The sequence below is a fragment of the Sphingomonas lenta genome (assembly GCF_002288825.1).
GTDB classification, from domain to species: domain Bacteria; phylum Pseudomonadota; class Alphaproteobacteria; order Sphingomonadales; family Sphingomonadaceae; genus Sphingomonas; species Sphingomonas lenta.
The window spans coordinates 117,505-131,286 of the sequence record NZ_NSLI01000002.1; the positions used below are offsets into that span (position 1 = coordinate 117,505).

Here is a 13,782-nt window from a genome sequence, read left to right on the forward strand (position 1 = left end):
GAGTGGATGGGGGCGGCGGAGCTTCGGCTTCGCCGCCCCTTCTCCGTTCAGAGCCTGCCCATCGCCAAGAACTTGTCGCGCCGCCCGCGCCTGAGCTCGGCCGCCGGCACGCCGTCCAGCTCGCGAAGCGCCTTGTCGATCGCGTCGCCCAGCGCGCCAACCGCGGCGCCCGGCGCGCGGTGCGCGCCGCCCACCGGTTCGGGCACGATCGTGTCGATGACGCCGAACGTCCTCAAGTCCTGAGCGGTGATGCGCATCGCCTCGGCCGCCTCCGCGGCCTTGTCGGCGGTGCGCCAGAGGATGGATGCGCAGCCCTCCGGCGAGATTACCGAATAGACGGCGTGCTCGAACATGAGCACGCGGTTGCCCGCCGCGAGCGCGACCGCGCCGCCCGAACCGCCCTCGCCGACGATCGACGCCACCACCGGCACGCCCGCCGCGAGGCAAGCCTCCGTCGAGCGCGCGATCGCCTCCGCCTGGCCGCGCTCCTCCGCCTGCACGCCGGGGAACGCGCCCGACGTGTCGACCAGCGTCACGATCGGCAGCCCGAAACGGTCGGCGAGCTGCACCAGCCGGATCGCCTTGCGATAACCCTCCGGCTTGCCCATGCCGAAATTGTGACGGAGACGGCTGGCGGTGTCGTCACCCTTCTCGTGGCCGAGCACCATGACCTTGCGCCCGCGGAACGTCGCGAAGCCGCCCAGGATCGCCTGATCGTCGGCGAAGGCGCGGTCGCCGGCCAAGGGCACGAACTCGTCGAAGAGCCCGGCGACATAATGCTTGAAGTGCGGCCGTTCCGGATGGCGCGCGACCTGCGTCTTCTGCCAGGGCGTGAGCCGCGCGAAGGTGTCGCGGAGCAGCTTGTCCGACTTCGCCTGGAGCCGCTGCACCTCGGCGGTGATGTCCACCGTGCCGTCGGCGGCCGTGTCGCGCAGCTCGTCGATGCGGCCCTGGAGCTCGGCGATGGGTTTCTCGAAATCGAGGAAGGAAGGCATCGGCGGCGGTTAGGACCGGCGTTGCGGTAGGTCAACGAGGGGGTGGCGCGTCTTGACCAGCTCTACGAGGCGGCTCGCGTCGACGTGCGTGTAGATTTCGGTGGTGGCGATGTCCGCGTGGCCGAGCATGGCCTGGAGCGCGCGCAGGTCCGCGCCGCCCTCCAGAAGGTGCGTCGCGAAGGCGTGGCGGAGCACGTGCGGGCTGACGCGGTCGGGGGGCACGCCGGCTTCGGCGGCTAGCGCCTTGATGAGCTGGTACAGGCGGATGCGCGACAGGTGGCCCTTGCCCGACGGGAACAGGTAAGCGCGGTCCGCGGTCACATGCTCGCGCCACGCCGCGACCGCCGCGCGGGCGCGATCGGACAGCGGCACCAGCCGCTCGCGGCCGCCCTTGCCCTTGAGGATCAGGAACGGCCGGTCGGGGTTGACCGCGTTGCGCGGCAGCCCGACGAGCTCGCTCGCGCGCAGGCCCGACCCGTAGAGCAGCTCGACCAGCGCGGCGAGCCGAAGATCGTTCGGGTCGGACGGGTCGCGCCCGAGCCGCTCGGCGATGGCGGCGAAGAGGCGGTCGACATCGGCATGGGCCAGCACCTTGGGCAATGCGCGGCGCTGGCCCGGCCTGGGGAGCGCGGCCCTGAGATCGTCCGAGCGATGCCCTTCCTCGTAGAGGAAGGCGTAGAAGCGCCGGAGCGCGGCCGACTTGCGCGCCACCGTCGCGCGGGACAGGTCGCGCCACTCGTGCGCGAGTCGCTGGACCGCGGGCTCGTCGGCCTGAACGAGCCCGCCCTCCAGGAACGAGGAGGCGAGCAGGAGATCGCTTCGGTACGCCGCGACCGTGTTCTTCGCCGCCCCCGCCTCGGCCGACAGCATCTCGAGGAAGCGGTCGATGAGGGCGCGGTCGTTCATGACCCGAGTCTCCCTCTCCCCTCCGGGGAGAGGGTCGGGGAGAGGGGCAGTTCGAGACGTGGGCACTCTTCCCCTCTCCCCTGCCCTCTCCCCAGAGGGGAGAGGGAGAAAGCGCTACGCGCGCGCGATCGCCTCGGCGGCGATCATGCGCGCCTCGCCTTGCAAGCCCACCGCCCTAAGCGCGCCGATGATGCGGTACAGCATCTCCGGCCGGATCCCGCGCCAGTTCGGCGTCTGCATGCCGACCGCCGCGAGTAGCGCGACGTTGCCCTGCTCGCCCGCCGCGGCGGCGCGGTCGAGCGCGCGGGTCCAGCTATTCTCCGCGCCGATGCGCACGTCCAGCGCCTGCGCGCCGCGCTCGATGTCCTCCGGCGACAGCCGTCCGAGACCGGCCAGCCCGGCGAAGAGCAGCCGCTGCTTCGCCGCCGCGTTCCCCGACCCGGAGTAGGAGGCAAAGTCGCCGTAAGCGAGCCTTCCTTGCGCGTCCGGGTCCGACACGACGATCATGGCCCAACCGTCCGAGCCCTCCTGCACCGCGTCGCGCCAGCGCGCGGCGGTGCGGTCCATGCCCGCCGCCAGCATCGCCGCGACGAGCCGGTCGGCGTCGTCCTGATCCTCGCGCACGGGTATCCGCGCCGCCGCGCGCGCCGTCAGCAGCAGCCGCGCATAGCCCGGTTCGTCGCCCCATACCGAACGGAGCGCCGAAAAGCGCGCGTTCGCGTCGCGATTTACATAAGCAGTGCGCAGGTCCTGCGCCGTCGCGGTCGCCGCGGCGGGAATGTCCTCGGCGTCGTCACCTTGAGCGGCCGCGTAGAGGTCGACGAGCGCCGCGCTCGATAGCACGCCCGCCTCCGCCGCCGCGTCCGCCACGCCCAAGCGGTTCGCGAGCGACACGGCGGGCGAGGTCGCGTGCCAGTAGCGCACCTGCCGCCCGACGCTCCCCATCAGCTCGTCGGGCACCTCGACGCCGGTGGTGCTCGCCAGGCCCCAGCGCCAGCTGGTGAGCCGGTCGACGCCCTCCCACTCGATCGTGATCGCCTGGCGTCCGCCGGCCGCGCCGACGACCTTCTGCGCGAGAAGCAGGTCGATGCCGCTCGCCACGCGGCGACGCCGCGCCTGGGTCAGCAGCGTCGCGCCCTGGTTCGGCTGGCCGGCGAGCGCCGCGCACATGCCCTGCGCCAGCGTCCAGGCGCGCTCGCCCGTCGCGCCCACCGCGTCGTCGGCGAGCGGGCACAGCCCGGCCGGGTCGCTCGACGCGAGCATCGCGTTCATCGCGACCTGGTAGAGCTTGGGCGTGTAATTGCCCGGATCGACGCTCTGCACGACGGCGCGGGCCGCCTGCGCCTCGCCCATGCGGAGCAGCAGCCAGGCACGCTCGGCGGCGAAGTCCGCACCGTTGACGCCCGGCGGCGTGCTCGCCTGCGCCGTCAGCGCGCGCCGGAGCAGGATATGCGCCCAGCGCGACGGCAGCGGCGCGTCGAGGCGGCGCATCAGGATCTCGGTGTAGCGCCCGTCCGTGTCGCCCCAGATATCGGAGCCGAGCGCGCCCTCGCCCGGCCCCGCCGCACCGACGACCGCCAGCGAGCGGCGTGCAAAGGCGGGGAGCTCATACTCGGCCAGCACCTCAGGATCGATCGGCGACGGCGTCGCGGTCGGGCTGGCGGTCGCGGTCGCCGTCGGCCGGGGGGCAGGCAGCGCCGCGCCCGACGGCGGCAGCGGCTGGACGAAACCGGGCTGCGCCGGCGCGGGCGCCGTCGTCGGCGCGGCGGTCGGCGTCGGCGTCGGCGCGGGCTGCGGATCGCCGAAGCCCGGCGGCAAGATCGATTCGGGCCTGTCCTGCCCCAAGGCCGGAAGCGCGGCCCCGGCGAGCAGGATGGAGAACGCGGCGAACCGCGCCTTAGGATAGGTTTTCAAGCGAGACGCTCTTCTCGACCTGGGTCTGGGGGCGCTCGGTCGCGCGGCCCGACAGCCAAAACAATCCGCCCACCAGCAGCACGAGCAGGAGGATCAGCACGACGACGGAACGGGACATAAGCCGGCCTTACGAAACTTGAGCGTGGCGGAGCGCACTCGGCTTTTTGCCGCCCGCCCCGCACGCTGTATAGCGCGCAATCCCATGTTGCAAAGCGCCGCCCCGCCCTCCTCCTCTTGCGCCTGGAACGGCCAGCCGATCGTGCTGGTCGGTCTGATGGGCGTGGGGAAGTCGACGGTGGGACGCCGGCTCGCCGCCCGCCTCAAGCTGCCTTTCGTCGATGCGGACCACGAGATCGAGCAGGCGGCGGCCATGACGATCTCGGAGATCTTCGAGAAGTACGGGGAAGAATATTTCCGCGACGGCGAGCGGCGCGTCATCGCCAGGCTGATGGACGGCAGGCCCAAGGTGATCGCGACGGGCGGCGGCGCGTTCATCAACCCCGACACGCGCGCGCTGATGCTGCGCGACGCGCTCGTCGTCTGGCTAGACGCGGAGACGGAGGTGCTCGCCGACCGCGTCCGCCGCCGCGACACGCGCCCGCTGCTGCGCGGCCGCGACGCGCATGAGGTGCTCCGCGAGCTCGCGGCTAAGCGCAACCCGATCTACGCCGAGGCCCACCTGCGCATCTCCAGCCAGGCCGCGCCCCACGACGCGACGGTGCGCGCGATCATGAAGGCGATCGGCAAGTGACGGTCGTCACGGTCGGGCTGGGCGAGCGGAGCTACCCCGTCGTGATCGAGCCGGGCCTGCTCGCGCGGGCGGGCGGGCACCTCGCCCCGCTCGCGCGCGGGCGGCGGATGGTGATCGTCGCGGACGGCAATGTCGGCCCGCACCTGGCGACGCTGCAGGCCGCGCTCTCCGGGGCGGGCGTCGCGACGGAGGCGGTGACGACGCGCGCCGGCGAGGGCGCGAAGAGCTGGGCGTCGCTCGAGAGGCTGTGCGACCGCTTGCTCGAACTCGGGGTCGAGCGCGGCGACCACATCGTCGCGCTCGGCGGCGGGGTGGTCGGCGACCTGGTCGGCTTCGCGGCCGCCATCCTCAAGCGCAGCTGCGGCTTCGTGCAGGTGCCGACCACCCTGCTCGCGCAGGTGGACAGCTCGGTCGGCGGAAAGACGGGCATCAACGCGCGCGCGGGCAAGAACCTGATCGGCGCGTTCCACCAGCCCGCACTCGTGCTGATCGACCCGGACGTGCTCGACACGCTGCCGCCGCGCGAGCTCCGCGCCGGGTACGCGGAGGTGGTCAAGTACGGCCTGATCGACGACCCAGACTTCTTCGGCTGGTGCGAGGCGAACGGCGCGGCGCTCCTCGCCGGCGACAAGGCCGCGCAGGTGCACGCCATCGCCCACTCGGTCGCCGCCAAGGCGCGCATCGTCGCCGCCGACGAGCGCGAGACGACGGGCGTGCGCGCGCTGCTCAACCTCGGCCACACCTTCGGCCACGCGCTGGAGGCGGAAGCCGGCTATGACGGCAGCCTGCTCCACGGCGAGGCGGTCGCGGCCGGCATGGCGCTCGCGTTCCGCTACTCCGTCCGCCGCGGCCTCTGCCCGGCGGAGGACGCGGAGCGCGTCGCCGCCCATCTCCGCGTGTCCGACCTTCCCGACGGCCTCCGCGGCGTCACCGCGTCCGGCGAGCGCCTGGTCGAGCATATGCGCCACGACAAGAAGGCGAGCGGGGGCGTGCTGCCCTTCCTCCTCGCGCGCGGGATCGGGCGGACGTTCCTCGACCGTTCGGTCGACCTCGCCGACATCGCCCGCTTCCTCGACGAGGAGCCGCGCTGATGCCGAACGGGGTGAAGAAGCAGGACCTGCCGACGACGACGTGCCCGGCCTGCCAGCGCCCCTTCACCTGGCGCAAGAAGTGGGCGCGCGATTGGGAGAACGTCGTCTACTGCTCCGACGCGTGCCGGAAGAAGCGTTAGACAGAGAGAACGGGTCCATCCTCATCTTCCGTTCGTTTCGAGTCCAGTCGAGAAACGGATCCAGCGGCGTCGCTCGAAGGCTTCTCGACTAGGCTCGAAGCGAACGGAGTGTGATGAGATCGCTTCGTATCATGCGTGCATTTCGCTCCAGGCGAGCCAAAGCCAGCCGACGATCAGCAGCAGCCCGCCGATCGGCGTGATCGCGCCTAACCAGCGCGGCGCGCCGAACGCCATCAGGTAGAGCGTCCCCGCGAACAGCGCCGCGCCCGCGACGAACGCCCAAGCCGGCCCGGTCGCGCCCATGCGCACCGCGACCAGCGCCGCGACCGAATGGACGAGCCCGTACTGCGCGCCCGTCTGCAACCACTCCGCCGCCTTCCCCTCCGCGCCGTGCGCGCCGTACGCGCCCGCCGCGACGGAGATCGCGCCCAGGAGCGCCGCCAGCATGGTCAGCATCAGCGCTCCTCCATCAGAGCGCGGTTCTGCGTCACGATCAGCTCGCGCGCCGCGCCTAAGTCGCCGGAGTCCGCCTGCAGCTTGAGCCGCTCCTCGTCGCGGCGACGATATTCCTGCTCCGCGCGCTCGATCTCGTCGTCGTCGATCTGGACGCACGTCATCGCCTGGCGCGCCATGCACACGGCCGACTCGAACACCTCGCGCACCGCGCCCGCGTGCGGGCCGCCGGCGATCTTCATCATGCTTCGCCGGTCGAACGCGCGCACGAACACCGCCGCCTTCGGGAAGGACGTGGCGACCGAGTGGAGGAACTCGGCATCGATCCCGTCGCCGTCCTGGCAGAAGAGCAGCAGCTGCGCGTCCGCCGCCCCCGCCTGGCGCAGCAGGTCGAGCCTGAGCCCGTCGCCGTAGAACACCTTGGCGCCGAACGAGCCCGCGATCTCGATCCGCTCCGGATTGACGTCGATCAGCGTCAGCCTGATCCGCTGGAGCATCAGCATCTGCGACACAGTCTGCCCGAAACGGCCGTATCCGATGACGATCGCGCTCGCCCCATCGGCGGTCGGCGCTTCCAGCTCGCCCGTCTCGCGCTTCGGCTCGGCACGGATACGGCGCGTCCAGCGCATGAGGAAGGGCGTGGTCGCCATCGACACCGTCACCACCGCGCCGAACAGCGACGCGGCCTCCGGCGCGATCAGGAATGCGTTCTGCGCCGCGGCGAACAGCACGAAGCCGAACTCGCCGCCCTGGCTTAGCAGCAGGCCCAGCGCCAGCGCCTCGCGCCAGCCCATGCCGAACAGCCGCCCCAGCCCGAAGATCACGCCCGCCTTGGTCGCGATCAGCGCCGCCGCCATGCCCGCCACGAACAGCGGCCGCTCGGCGATGGCCTGCAGGTCGAGCATCATGCCGACCGCCAGAAAGAAGAAGCCGAGCAGGATGGAGCGGAACGGCTCAACATCCGCCTCCAGCTCGTGCCGGTAGGGGCTGTCGGCCAGCATCACGCCCGCGATGAACGCGCCCAGCGCGGTGGACAGGCCCAGCACCTGCATCACCGCCGCCGCCGCGACCACGGTGAACAGCCCGGCGAACACGAACATCTCGCGCTCGCCCAGGACGCCGATCAGCCGGAAGAGCGGCCGCAGCACGAAGCGGCCCGCCAGCACCAGCCCGACCACCGCGCCGACCGTGTAGAGCCCGAGCAGCCAGCCGGGCGTCGCGTGCGCGTCCGCCGGCGCGCGGCTCAGCACCGCGACCAGCGTGATCAGCGGCACGATGGAGAGGTCCTGGAACAGGAGCACGGAAAAGGCGCGCTCGCCGAACGGCGTTCGGAGCCGCCCCGCCGATTGCAGCATCGGCAAGACCTGCGCCGTCGAGGAGAGCGCCAGCGGAAAGCCGATCGCGAGCGCCGCCTGCCAGCTCCAGCGCGTGGCCAGCAGCACCGCCGCCAGCGCTAGCCCGCAGAACAGGACTTGGGCGAGGCCCAGGCCGAAGATGTCGCGCTTCAGCCGCCAGAGCCGCGTCGGGTTGAGCTCCAGCCCGACGAGGAACAGGAGGAGCGTGATGCCGAACTCCGAGACGGAGAGCACCGACTCCGCCCCGCCGACCAGCCCCAGCACGTGCGGCCCGACCAGCGCACCCGCGAGCAGATAGCCCAGCGTCGCGCCCAGCCCGAGCTTGCGGAACAGAAGGACGCAGGCGAGCCCGAAGCCGAGCAGGATCGCGCCGTCGCGGAGCAGGGTGCCGCCGTGCTCCATCAGCGCGCCGGCTGCCGGGCGGCGGCGAGTTCCGCCGCCTCCGCCGCGGCTTCGAAGGCGAGGCGAATTGACGGGTGCCGCGCGGTGTAGGCGCGCGCGGGCTCGAATATGGCGAGCCCCGGCCAGCCAGGTGCGATTTCACTCCCTGCTAGCCAGGCGGTGAGCTCGTCACGCGCGGTGGCCAGCTCCTCGGGCGTCCTACCCTCGATCGCGTTCGCCAGCAGCGCCGAGGAGGCCTGGCCTAGCGCGCAGGCGCGGACCAGCATGCCGACCCGGCTGACCCGGCCGTCCGGGCCGAGATCGAGGTCCACCGTCATGCGGCTCCCGCACACAGGGGAGCGCTTCTCCGACGAGCCCATCGGGGCCGCCAGCCGCTCCTGATGCGCGATCGACGCCGCGAGCCTCAGGATCCCCGCATTGTAGAGCGGCGCGTTCATTCGGCCGGCTCCGTCGTGTTCTCGACAGGCTCGGCTTTGCGCTTGCCGAACACCGGTTGCCCCTTGCGCCGTCGATCGACGAAATCGGCGATGCCGGCGCTCGTCGCGTTCAGGAGCGGGTAGGTCCGCGAGTCGCGCATCCACGCCGGCCGCCCGCGCGGGCCGCCGCCGACGAAGTCGAACAGCAAGGTCATGAGCAGGAACAAGAGGCTCGCGATGATCAGCCCCTTGAGCGCTCCGAAGCCGAAGCCGAGCGCGCGGTCGACGGGGCCGAGGACCGACGACTTGGTCCGATTGCCGATCGCGTTCGCCACCAGCCGCCCGCCGAACCAGGTGCCGCCCGCGAGCAAGGCGAACGCCAGCGTCGCGCCGCCCGCCGGCGTGCCCACCGTCCCGGCCAGCACGCGCGACAGCGGCAGGTGGAACAGCTTGATCGCGAATACCACCGCCACCCAGGCGAACAGCGCGAGCACTTCATAGACGAAGCCGCGCTTCAACCCGAGCAGCGCCGCGCCCGCGACGACGATGAGGACGAAGATGTCGAGAGAGGTCAGGGCCACGGGCCACCTCTACCCGCTCGTCCTTTCCTCGTCACCCCGGCCCCGAGCCGGGGTAGGCCATAGGCCTGCTATCCGCGCCCGAGCAGGTGGTCCACCAACCGCCCGAGCTTCGCGAACCCCTCCAGCTTCAGCCCGCCATCGTCCTTACCTACCGCCGACGGCACCAGCGCACGCTCGAAGCCCAGCTTGCCCGCCTCCTTCAGCCTGAGCGCCGCGTGCGCGACGGGGCGCACCTCGCCCGACAGTGCGATCTCACCGAACGCGACCGCATCCGCGGGCACCGGCCGCTCGGACAGCGCGGATACGAGCGCGGCCGCCACCGCCAGATCGGCCGCGGGGTCCTGCACGCGGTAGCCGCCCGCGACGTTCAGATACACCTCGGCCGACGAGAAGCTCAGCCCGCACCGCGCCTCGAGCACCGCCAGGATCATCGCCAATCGCCCCGAGTCCCAGCCCACGACCGACCGCCGGGGCGTCGCCCCGCTCGCGAGCCGGACGACGAGCGCCTGGATCTCGACCAGCACCGGCCGCGTGCCTTCCAGCGCCGGGAACACAGTCGTTCCCGTCACGCCCTCGTCGCGGTGCGTCAGGAACAGCGCGGACGGGTTCGCCACCTCCGACAGCCCCGAATCGGCCATGGAGAACACGCCGATCTCGTCCGTGCCGCCGAAACGGTTCTTGATCGCGCGAAGGATGCGATACTGGTGGCTGCGCTCGCCCTCGAAGGCGAGCACGGTGTCGACCATGTGCTCCAGCACGCGCGGGCCCGCGATCGATCCGTCCTTGGTCACGTGCCCGACCAGCACCAGCGCCGTGCCGCGCTCCTTGGCGAAGCGGATCAGCTCCTGCGCCGACGCGCGCACCTGACTCACCGTGCCCGGCGCGCCCTCGATCAGGTCGGAGTGCATCGTCTGGATCGAGTCGACCACCAGCAGCGCCGGCGGCCGGCCAGTCGACAGCGTGGTCAGGATGTCGCGCGTCGAGGTCGCCGCCGCGAGCTGCACCGGCGCGTCGCCCAGCCCCAGCCGCCGCGCGCGCAACCGCACCTGGTCCGCCGCCTCCTCGCCCGAGACGTACGCGACCGGCCGCCCGGCCTGGGCCAGCTTGGCCGCAGCCTGGAGCAGCAGCGTCGACTTGCCGATGCCCGGATCGCCGCCGATCAGCGTCGCCGACCCCTCGACGAACCCGCCGCCCAGCGCGCGGTCGAGCTCGGCGATGCCCGTTGCCATGCGATCCGGCAGCGGCACGTCGGTGTTCAGCCCGGATAGGTCGATCAGCCGCCCGCCGCCCTGCAGATTGTGCTTCGCCTGGAACGGCGTCACGACCGACGGCGCCTCCTCGACGATCGTGTTCCATTCCGAACAGTCGGAACACTGCCCCTGCCACCTGGAGGACACCGACCCGCAGGCCTGGCAGACGTAGCGCTTCTGAGGTTTCGCCATGCCCCGAATATAGGAAGGACGGAACGGAAAGGGAACTCGGAATGGCCGTACCGTCCGGGGCCGCCGGGCCGCGCGGACCGCGTTGACAGGTGGGTCCGGAACGGGAAGGTTCCGGTTCGGAAGCCTCAACAGGGGCGCATCGGGTCGGCGGGGCGAGGATGGAGTCGGGGGCTACTCGCGAGAACGAGCGGGCGAGCGGCACTTCCGTACGCATCTACTTGCCCGACGAGCGGCTGCGAAGCTTCGCGACCTTCTACTATTTCGTCGAGTGCTTCGACGAGCTGGAGGACTTCCTCTACCCCGAATGGGGCAATGTCCGCTTCTCGATCGCGGGCTCCTGGTGGGTGCAGTCGCGCGAGGTGCGCGGCCATATGCCGGTCGACGGCGCCCTGTTCGGTGCGACGGACCGCGCGGCAAGGGTGGTCAGCCGCGGGGGCAAGACGGCGGGGTTCGGCCTCACCCCGCTCGGCTGGCAGCGGCTGTTCGACGTGCCCGCCGACGCGCTCGCGAACCGTATCGCGCCCTTGTGCGATAGAATGGGACGCCCGGCCCACACGATCACGACGGAGCTCGTCGCGCACCGCAGTGACGAGCAGGGCGTCGCGCTGTTCGACGCCCTGTTGTTCGAGCTCCTGGCCACTCGCCCGCCCAACACGCCGGACGCGATCGCGGTGGACGCCGCGCTGCGCGACCGGCCGCGCACCGTCGCGGCGTTCGCCGAGGCGGCCGGCACGGATCGGCGCGCGCTCGACCGCGTCTGCAAGCGCGTGTTCGGCTTCGGACCCAAGCGGCTGCTCAAGCGCCAGCGCTTCCTCGATACGCTGGGCCGGGTGCGCTACGAGGAGCATCCCCGCTTCGATGACCTGCGCGACCCGGAATATTACGACCAGTCGCACTTCAACCACGAGTTCCACGAGTTCATGGGCCTGTCGCCGCGCGAGTACCTGTCCGCGCCGAGGCCGCTGATGGGCCAAGCGGCGCTGGTCCAGCTGCAGGCGGGCATCCCGCTCAGCTTCAAGCTGCCGCCGCCGCCGGAAGAGCTGGGCTGAGGCCGAGTTTGTCCGCGGCGGACGCGCCCGCTATGCGCCCCGCCGATGCAGCCTTCCGACCTTCGCGTCGCGCTCTTCAGCGGCAATTACAATTACGTGCGTGACGGTGCGAACCAGGCGCTGAACAAGCTGGTCGGCCACCTGCTCGGCGAGGGCGTCGCCGTGCGCGTCTATTCGCCCACCGTCGACGAGCCCGCCTTTCCGCCCACCGGCGACCTGGTGAGCGTGCCTGCCGTCCCCGTTCCGGGCGGGCGCGGCGAGTACAAGATCGCGCGGGGGCTGCCCGCCAAAATACGCCGCGACCTCGACGCGTTCGCACCTAACCTCGTCCACGTCTCCGCGCCCGACATACTCGGCCACCGCGCCGTCAGCTGGGCGCGCAAGCTCGGCCTGCCCGCGGTGGCTTCGCTCCACACGCGGTTCGAGACCTACTTCACCTATTACGGCCTGGGCTTCCTCGAGCCGGCCGTCATCCGCGCGCTCACCCGTTTCTACAATCGCGTCGACCGCGTGCTCGTGCCGGGCGGCAGCATGGCGTCGCTGATCGGCGACTGGGGCGTGCGCACGCCCGTCACGATCTGGTCGCGCGGCATCGATCACGACCGCTTCAACCCCGGCCGCCGCAGCCCGGCATGGCGCCGATCGCTCGGCATCGCCGACGACGAGATGGCGGTCGGCTTTCTCGGCCGGCTGGTGAAGGAGAAAGGCCTCGACGTATTCGCCGAGGTCGCGACCGAGCTCCGCCGCCGAGGCACGCCGCACAAGATCCTCGTCATCGGCGAGGGCCCCGCGCGCGACTGGTTCCGGTCCCAGGTGCCCGACGCGGTGTTCGCCGGGTTTCAGACCGGCGACGCGCTGGGCCGCGCGGTCGCGTCAATGGATGCACTGTTCAACCCCAGCGTCACCGAGACATTTGGCAACGTCACCGCCGAGGCGATGGCGTGCGCCGTGCCCATCGTCGCCGCCCGCGCGACCGGGGCGGTGGACCTGATCGCCGACGGCGCGAACGGCTTCCTCGTTCCGCCGCGCGACGTGGCCGCTTACGCCGACGCGCTCGCGCGCCTGGCCAACGACCCCGTTCTGCGCCGCCGCATGGGCGCGGACGGGGCCGAGCGGGCGCAGGGCTATCGCTGGGAGAAGGTCAACGAGGCGGCGCTACAGGCGTACCTAGAGGTGATGCGAGGACGGTTTCACCAACACCGTTCGCCCTGAGCTTGTCGAGGGGCGGTTCTTCTAGCGCCGGCAGAGAAGAACAGTGCTTCGACAAGCTCAGCACGAACGGAAGTTAGGAATCCCGCCAATCGAACGTGAGCGGCCCTTCACGGAACGCGAAGCGGTCGAGGTGCTCCTCGACGACGCCTCGCATCCGCTCCGCGTCCTCGCCGTCCGGCACCGTCAGCGCGCAGTCGAGCGTTTCGCTGTCCGCCCGCATCTCCACCCGCGTGCCGTTCGGGAAGGCGACCGTCGCCTCCTCCGCGTCGAACCGCACCTCCAGCTTGTGCGACCAATGCTTGGCGAGCTGCTGCATGTAGCGGCTCGCCGAGCGCGTCGGTACGCGGGCGACCAGGACGGCGCTCACCGCAGCCGCTCGATCTTCTGCGCGACCTCGTCGATCAGCGCCGCCACGTCGTGCAGCGTGTCTTCCGAGAAGTCGCCGCGCTGGATGCGGTGCTGCAGCGCCACCTTCAGGTTCTGCATCGCCCGGCGGATCGGCATCGCCTCGCCCCCGCGCCGCCTAGCGCCGAGCTCGGACAGCCGCGCCATCAGCGCCTCCACGCGCTCGCGGTTCTCGTCGAGCAGCGCCTGGCCCTCCAGCGTGATCGCGTAGCGCTTCTTCGCGCCCTCGCTGGCCTGCTCCGCGATGTGGTTCATGTCGTCGAGCAGCGTCAGCATCGGGTACACCACGCCCGGGCTGGGGGCGTAGGCGCCGCCCGTCATGCCTTCGATCTCGCGGATCAGGTCGTAGCCGTGCCGCGGTTCGTCCGCGATCAGCTTGAGGAGCACCAGCTTGAGCTCGTCGCGCTGGAACATGCGCCGCCCGCGGCCGCCGTCAGGCCGCTCCATCCCGTCCACCTCGAACACGAACGCGCCGTAAGGCCAACCTCGCCCGCGCGACCCGAATCCGCGCCCGAAGCCCCGTCCACCGAACCCGTACCACATCGCAGACCCCCTATGTATCGCGATGCTGCTAAGATATATCTTGAGCGGGACAGGTGCAAGTGCCTGTTCTTCGTTCTTCCGCCGTCACCCCGGACTTGTTCCGGGGTCCATCGCCGTGCATACCGTC

The 13,782-nt window shown here is 71.4% G+C and carries 16 protein-coding genes; 5 read left to right on the forward strand and 11 right to left on the reverse strand.

The genetic code is table 11. The features are described 5' to 3' along the window. Nucleotides 1–47 precede the first annotated feature (47 nt). From CKY28_RS03750 to CKY28_RS19240, 4 genes are all read right to left on the reverse strand, one after another. On the reverse strand, nt 48–995 hold the full coding sequence (locus CKY28_RS03750; RefSeq protein ID WP_095997017.1) for an acetyl-CoA carboxylase carboxyltransferase subunit alpha: 948 nt from the start codon (nt 993–995) through the stop codon (nt 48–50). Between the two features lie 9 nt (nt 996–1,004). Further along, nucleotides 1,005–1,901 (reverse strand): tyrosine recombinase, encoded by an 897-nt coding sequence (locus tag CKY28_RS03755; RefSeq protein ID WP_095997018.1) that lies wholly within the window; start codon nt 1,899–1,901, stop codon nt 1,005–1,007. Nucleotides 1,902–2,015: 114 nt separating this feature from the next. Then, the gene (locus CKY28_RS03760) at nt 2,016–3,815 is read right to left on the reverse strand and encodes a hypothetical protein (RefSeq protein WP_245841579.1); all 1,800 of its coding nucleotides are present in this window, start codon (nt 3,813–3,815) and stop codon (nt 2,016–2,018) included. Then, on the reverse strand, nt 3,799–3,933 hold the full coding sequence (locus tag CKY28_RS19240) for a hypothetical protein (protein ID WP_281253203.1): 135 nt from the start codon (nt 3,931–3,933) through the stop codon (nt 3,799–3,801). The genes CKY28_RS03760 and CKY28_RS19240 overlap by 17 nt, the downstream gene beginning before the upstream one ends. A gap of 84 nt (nt 3,934–4,017) precedes the next feature. Between CKY28_RS19240 and CKY28_RS03765 the strand changes: the two genes are divergently transcribed. The 3 genes from CKY28_RS03765 to CKY28_RS03775 are packed head-to-tail and all read left to right on the forward strand — an operon-like array spanning nt 4,018 to nt 5,797. Next, entirely contained in the window at nt 4,018–4,566 is a 549-nt protein-coding gene (locus CKY28_RS03765) for a shikimate kinase (RefSeq protein WP_095997019.1), read from the forward strand. Continuing rightward, a complete protein-coding gene (gene aroB / locus CKY28_RS03770) occupies nt 4,563–5,657 on the forward strand; it encodes a 3-dehydroquinate synthase (protein WP_095997020.1) in 1,095 nt (364 codons plus the stop codon). Before CKY28_RS03765 ends, aroB begins: the two co-directional genes overlap by 4 nt. After that, nucleotides 5,657–5,797, forward strand: a complete 141-nt coding sequence (locus CKY28_RS03775) for a DUF2256 domain-containing protein (RefSeq protein WP_095997021.1) — start codon at nt 5,657–5,659, stop codon at nt 5,795–5,797. Before aroB ends, CKY28_RS03775 begins: the two co-directional genes overlap by 1 nt. 129 nt (nt 5,798–5,926) lie before the next feature. On the opposite strand, the gene CKY28_RS03780 is transcribed toward CKY28_RS03775, so the two are convergent. The 5 genes from CKY28_RS03780 to radA form a co-directional block, all read right to left on the reverse strand. Next, nucleotides 5,927–6,253: a DUF423 domain-containing protein gene (locus tag CKY28_RS03780; RefSeq protein ID WP_095997022.1), complete on the reverse strand. Its 327-nt coding sequence runs from the start codon at nt 6,251–6,253 to the stop codon at nt 5,927–5,929. Beyond that, entirely contained in the window at nt 6,253–8,007 is a 1,755-nt protein-coding gene (locus CKY28_RS03785; protein WP_095997023.1) for a cation:proton antiporter domain-containing protein, read from the reverse strand. The genes CKY28_RS03780 and CKY28_RS03785 overlap by 1 nt, the downstream gene beginning before the upstream one ends. After that, on the reverse strand, nt 8,007–8,444 hold the full coding sequence (locus CKY28_RS03790; RefSeq protein WP_095997024.1) for an iron-sulfur cluster assembly scaffold protein: 438 nt from the start codon (nt 8,442–8,444) through the stop codon (nt 8,007–8,009). Before CKY28_RS03790 ends, CKY28_RS03785 begins: the two co-directional genes overlap by 1 nt. Beyond that, complete coding sequence (locus tag CKY28_RS03795) at nt 8,441–9,004, reverse strand: CvpA family protein (RefSeq protein WP_095997025.1); 564 nt, start codon at nt 9,002–9,004, stop codon at nt 8,441–8,443. The genes CKY28_RS03790 and CKY28_RS03795 overlap by 4 nt, the downstream gene beginning before the upstream one ends. Before the next feature lie 68 nt (nt 9,005–9,072). After that, nucleotides 9,073–10,446 carry a DNA repair protein RadA gene (radA, locus tag CKY28_RS03800; RefSeq protein WP_095997026.1) on the reverse strand — a complete coding sequence of 458 codons (1,374 nt, stop codon included), beginning with the start codon at nt 10,444–10,446 and terminating at the stop codon, nt 9,073–9,075. A gap of 158 nt (nt 10,447–10,604) precedes the next feature. Here radA and CKY28_RS03805 point away from each other — a divergent pair, with 158 nt between their 5' ends. Both CKY28_RS03805 and CKY28_RS03810 read left to right on the forward strand, forming a co-directional pair. Next, complete coding sequence (locus CKY28_RS03805) at nt 10,605–11,495, forward strand: helix-turn-helix domain-containing protein (protein ID WP_095997027.1); 891 nt, start codon at nt 10,605–10,607, stop codon at nt 11,493–11,495. Between the two features lie 45 nt (nt 11,496–11,540). Beyond that, on the forward strand, nt 11,541–12,707 hold the full coding sequence (locus CKY28_RS03810; protein ID WP_095997028.1) for a glycosyltransferase family 4 protein: 1,167 nt from the start codon (nt 11,541–11,543) through the stop codon (nt 12,705–12,707). Between the two features lie 73 nt (nt 12,708–12,780). Here the strand turns inward: CKY28_RS03810 and CKY28_RS03815 are convergent, their stop codons facing one another. Together CKY28_RS03815 and CKY28_RS03820 are read right to left on the reverse strand one after the other, a co-directional pair. Then, entirely contained in the window at nt 12,781–13,023 is a 243-nt protein-coding gene (locus CKY28_RS03815) for a DUF2218 domain-containing protein (RefSeq protein WP_095997615.1), read from the reverse strand. A gap of 47 nt (nt 13,024–13,070) precedes the next feature. Then, the gene (locus CKY28_RS03820) at nt 13,071–13,655 is read right to left on the reverse strand and encodes a PadR family transcriptional regulator (RefSeq protein WP_095997029.1); all 585 of its coding nucleotides are present in this window, start codon (nt 13,653–13,655) and stop codon (nt 13,071–13,073) included. Nucleotides 13,656–13,782 lie beyond the last annotated feature (127 nt).

Bases quoted from the DNA above. Each gene is read 5' to 3' on its own strand.
- CKY28_RS03750 (WP_095997017.1), bottom strand. From the start codon at position 995: ATGCCTTCCTTCCTCGATTTCGAGAAACCCATCGCCGAGCTCCAGGGC.
- CKY28_RS03755 (WP_095997018.1), bottom strand. From the start codon at position 1,901: ATGAACGACCGCGCCCTCATCGACCGCTTCCTCGAGATGCTGTCGGCC.
- CKY28_RS19240 (WP_281253203.1), bottom strand. From the start codon at position 3,933: ATGTCCCGTTCCGTCGTCGTGCTGATCCTCCTGCTCGTGCTGCTGGTG.
- CKY28_RS03765 (WP_095997019.1), top strand. From the start codon at position 4,018: ATGTTGCAAAGCGCCGCCCCGCCCTCCTCCTCTTGCGCCTGGAACGGC.
- CKY28_RS03775 (WP_095997021.1), top strand. From the start codon at position 5,657: ATGCCGAACGGGGTGAAGAAGCAGGACCTGCCGACGACGACGTGCCCG.
- CKY28_RS03780 (WP_095997022.1), bottom strand. From the start codon at position 6,253: ATGCTGACCATGCTGGCGGCGCTCCTGGGCGCGATCTCCGTCGCGGCG.
- CKY28_RS03785 (WP_095997023.1), bottom strand. From the start codon at position 8,007: ATGGAGCACGGCGGCACCCTGCTCCGCGACGGCGCGATCCTGCTCGGC.
- CKY28_RS03790 (WP_095997024.1), bottom strand. From the start codon at position 8,444: ATGAACGCGCCGCTCTACAATGCGGGGATCCTGAGGCTCGCGGCGTCG.
- radA (WP_095997026.1), bottom strand. From the start codon at position 10,446: ATGGCGAAACCTCAGAAGCGCTACGTCTGCCAGGCCTGCGGGTCGGTG.
- CKY28_RS03805 (WP_095997027.1), top strand. From the start codon at position 10,605: ATGGAGTCGGGGGCTACTCGCGAGAACGAGCGGGCGAGCGGCACTTCC.
- CKY28_RS03810 (WP_095997028.1), top strand. From the start codon at position 11,541: ATGCAGCCTTCCGACCTTCGCGTCGCGCTCTTCAGCGGCAATTACAAT.
- CKY28_RS03815 (WP_095997615.1), bottom strand. From the start codon at position 13,023: ATGCAGCAGCTCGCCAAGCATTGGTCGCACAAGCTGGAGGTGCGGTTC.
- CKY28_RS03820 (WP_095997029.1), bottom strand. From the start codon at position 13,655: ATGTGGTACGGGTTCGGTGGACGGGGCTTCGGGCGCGGATTCGGGTCG.